The organism is Filifactor sp. (assembly GCF_057248345.1).
This window is the reverse complement of record NZ_DBHIIC010000075.1, coordinates 1-3,277: the sequence shown is the minus strand read 5'-3', so window position 1 is coordinate 3,277 and position 3,277 is coordinate 1. Positions and strand designations below refer to the sequence as shown.

The following is a 3,277-nucleotide window of genomic DNA, read 5'->3' as shown; positions in this document are numbered from 1 at the left end:
AAACCTGTAACACAAAAACCTGCTGAAACTCGTATGGGGGCAGGAAAAGGATCGCCGGAATATTGGGTAGCGGTTGTAAAGCCGGGAAGAATTATTTTTGAATTAGGTGGAGTTTCTGAAGAAAAGGCAAGAGAAGCGATGCGTCTTGCAATGCATAAATTACCAATTAAATGTAAATTTATGAAAAAAGAAGATACTGCACAGAATGAAACGAAGGTTGGTGAATAGAATGAAGGCTGATGCTTTAAGAGAAATGACGGTAGAAGAATTAGCGTCAAAAATATTAGAATTGAAAGAAGAATTATTCAACCTTAGATTCCAATTAGCAACTGGACAATTGGAAAACCCAGTTCGTCTAAGACACGTGAGGAGAGATATCGCACGTTGTAAAACTATTCTAAACGAAAAGGAACGTGCTTAATATCAGTGGATGAAAGGAGGATAAAGCATGGAAAGAGCAATGAGAAAAACAAGAATCGGATATGTAACATCTGATAAAATGGATAAAACCGTTGTCGTATCTATCGTAGAGTTTGTACGTCATCCTCTTTATGGAAAAGCAGTAAAGAGAACAGTGAAATTTAAAGCTCATGATGAAAACAACGAATGTAAAGTTGGAGATCGTGTAAAAATAATGGAAACTCGTCCACTGTCTAAAGATAAGAGATGGAGAGTCGTTAATATTATCGAAAAATCCGCAGAATAAGAAAATGCGGTTTAGCAGGAAGGAGGACACAAGGTGATACAACAAGAGAGTCGTTTAAAAGTTGCTGACAACTCAGGAGCAAAAGAATTACTTTGCATCAGAGTACTTGGTGGTTCAACAAGAAAAACAGGAAACATCGGTGATGTTATCGTTGCTACTGTAAAATCGTCAACACCAGGCGGAGTTGTTAAGAAAGGTAAAGTTGTAAAAGCTGTAATCGTTCGTTCAAGACAAGGAATCAGAAGAAAAGACGGTTCTTACCTAAAATTTGATGAAAACGCAGCAGTAATTATAAAAGATGATAAAACTCCGGCAGGAACACGTATCTTTGGACCTGTAGCGAGAGAGTTGAGAGATAAACAATATATGAAAATTATCTCCTTAGCACCGGAAGTATTATAAATTAAGCGTGAAAGAAATCCTATTAGGGAGGTGTACAATAAATGCGTATAAAAACTGGAGATACCGTAGTAGTAATCAGTGGGAAAGACAGCGGGAAAAAAGGAAAGATTATTGCTGTAAAAGGTGATAGAATCGTGGTAGAAGGCGTAAATAAAGTCCAAAAACACACAAAACCAAGTCAAAAAAATCCTCAAGGCGGAATTATAGAACAAGAAGCTGCAATTCACCATTCAAATGTAATGTTGTATGATGCAAAAGCCGGCAAAGGAGTTCGAGTAGGTTACAAATTTTTGGAAGACGGATCAAAGGTAAGAGTTTCCAAAAAAACCGGAGAAGAAATATAGATAATAGAGGAAAGGAGGCATATAGATGGCTTCAAGACTAGTAGAATTATACAAGAATGAAATTACAAAGGGAATGATAGAAAAATTCGGATACAAAAATCCAATGGAAATCCCTAAAATAGAAAAAGTCGTTATCAACATGGGAGTTGGGGAAGCAAGAGATAACTCTAAAGTTTTGGATAGTGCAATTGCAGAGATGGAATTGATTACCGGACAAAAAGCAGTTCCAACAAGAGCAAAAAAATCAGTTGCGAACTTCAAAATCAGAGAAGGAATGCCAATCGGAGCAAAAGTTACTCTTCGTGGAGACAAAATGTTGCATTTTGTTGATAAATTAGTAAATATCACATTGCCACGTGTTCGTGACTTTAGAGGAGTTTCAAAAGATTCTTTCGATGGAAGAGGAAACTATGCCATCGGTATTAAAGAACAACTTATTTTCCCTGAAATTGATTATGATAAAGTAGATACTGTAAGAGGTATGGATATTATCTTTGTAACTACAGCTAAAACAGATGAAGAAGCAAGAGAGTTATTAAGATTATACGGAATGCCTTTTATGAAGTAGTTATAGGAGGAAAATATGGCAAAGAAATCAATGAAAATAAAACAACAAAGACCACAAAAATACGCAACAAGAGAATACTCAAGATGCAGTCTTTGTGGTAGACCTCATAGTGTATTGCGCAAATTTGGAATTTGCCGTATATGCTTTAGAGAATTAGCGTACAAAGGACAAATACCGGGAGTGAGAAAAGCGAGCTGGTAAATCCTTAAGAATGAAAGGAGGCAAACGAATATGGTAATGACAGATCCAATAGCAGATATGCTGACACGTATCAGAAACGGAATCATCGCAAAACACGAAACAGTGGATGTTCCCGCTTCAAATATTAAGAGAGAAATTGCTAGAATTCTTTTAGAAGAAGGATATATTAAAGGATATGATGTAATCGAAGATGGAAAACAAGGGCTCATCCGCGTTGCATTGAAATATGGAAAAGATGGACAAAAAGTAATCTTAGGATTAAAAAGAATCTCTAAACCTGGACTTAGAGTTTATGCAGATAAGAATACACTTCCAAAAGTATTGAACGGACTTGGAATTTCTATCATTTCAACATCAAAAGGAATATTGACAGATAAACAGGCAAGAGAATTAGGCGTAGGTGGAGAGGTACTCTGCTACGTTTGGTAATAATGTAATGTGAGGAGGTGCCAAAATGTCAAGAATCGGATTAAAACCGGTAACAGTACCGGCAGGCGTTGAAGTCAAAATCGACGAAAAAAATGTTGTGACAGTTAAAGGACCAAAAGGTCAATTGACACAAGCAATCGATCCAAGTATGAAAATTGAAATCAACGAAGGAATATTAACAGTATCAAGACCAACTGAAAATAAAAAACATAAATCCTTACATGGACTTAGTAGAACACTAATCAACAATATGATTATTGGAGTAACAGACGGTTATGAAAAGAAAATGGAAATCGTTGGTGTTGGTTATAGAGCAGCAAAACAAGGAAAGAAATTAGTATTAAACTTAGGTTTTTCTCACCCGGTTGAGATGGAAGATCCGGAAGGCGTTGAGACAGAAGTTCCTACACAATTGGAAATCGTTGTAAGAGGAATTAACAAGCAACTAGTAGGAAACTACGCTGCAAAAATTAGAGCATGGAGAGAGCCTGAACCATATAAAGGAAAAGGAATTCGTTATGCCGGAGAACATGTTCGTCGTAAAGAAGGTAAAACAGGTAAGAAATAAGGCGGCATAAAATAAAGAAAGGAGTGAATCGAGTGTTTCGTAAAATTGACAAAAATATT

Annotated in this window: 9 protein-coding genes; all 9 read left to right on the top strand. The window is 36.3% G+C overall.

Features of this window, described 5'->3' with window-relative positions; all coding sequences use genetic code 11:
* Positions 1-228: 50S ribosomal protein L16 (gene rplP / locus ACO5GE_RS07920; protein ID WP_484830368.1), on the top strand; the 228-nt coding region annotated here is incomplete at its 5' end.
* A 1-nt stretch (position 229) separates the two neighbouring features.
* On the top strand, positions 230-421 hold the full coding sequence (gene rpmC, locus ACO5GE_RS07915; RefSeq protein WP_484830369.1) for a 50S ribosomal protein L29: 192 nt from the start codon (positions 230-232) through the stop codon (positions 419-421).
* Positions 422-448: 27 nt separating this feature from the next.
* Positions 449-706 carry a 30S ribosomal protein S17 gene (gene rpsQ, locus ACO5GE_RS07910; protein WP_014262831.1) on the top strand — a complete coding sequence of 86 codons (258 nt, stop codon included), beginning with the start codon at positions 449-451 and terminating at the stop codon, positions 704-706.
* Between the two features lie 33 nt (positions 707-739).
* On the top strand, positions 740-1,108 hold the full coding sequence (gene rplN / locus ACO5GE_RS07905) for a 50S ribosomal protein L14 (RefSeq protein WP_014262830.1): 369 nt from the start codon (positions 740-742) through the stop codon (positions 1,106-1,108).
* Positions 1,109-1,149: 41 nt separating this feature from the next.
* Positions 1,150-1,452 (top strand): 50S ribosomal protein L24, encoded by a 303-nt coding sequence (gene rplX / locus ACO5GE_RS07900; protein ID WP_484830367.1) that lies wholly within the window; start codon positions 1,150-1,152, stop codon positions 1,450-1,452.
* Between the two features lie 25 nt (positions 1,453-1,477).
* Positions 1,478-2,020 (top strand): 50S ribosomal protein L5, encoded by a 543-nt coding sequence (rplE, locus tag ACO5GE_RS07895; RefSeq protein ID WP_484830366.1) that lies wholly within the window; start codon positions 1,478-1,480, stop codon positions 2,018-2,020.
* A 15-nt stretch (positions 2,021-2,035) separates the two neighbouring features.
* Positions 2,036-2,221: a type Z 30S ribosomal protein S14 gene (locus tag ACO5GE_RS07890; RefSeq protein ID WP_484830365.1), complete on the top strand. Its 186-nt coding sequence runs from the start codon at positions 2,036-2,038 to the stop codon at positions 2,219-2,221.
* 30 nt (positions 2,222-2,251) lie between these two features.
* On the top strand, positions 2,252-2,650 hold the full coding sequence (gene rpsH, locus ACO5GE_RS07885) for a 30S ribosomal protein S8 (RefSeq protein ID WP_484830364.1): 399 nt from the start codon (positions 2,252-2,254) through the stop codon (positions 2,648-2,650).
* Between the two features lie 25 nt (positions 2,651-2,675).
* Entirely contained in the window at positions 2,676-3,218 is a 543-nt protein-coding gene (gene rplF / locus ACO5GE_RS07880; RefSeq protein ID WP_484830363.1) for a 50S ribosomal protein L6, read from the top strand.
* Positions 3,219-3,277: the final 59 nt, after the last annotated feature.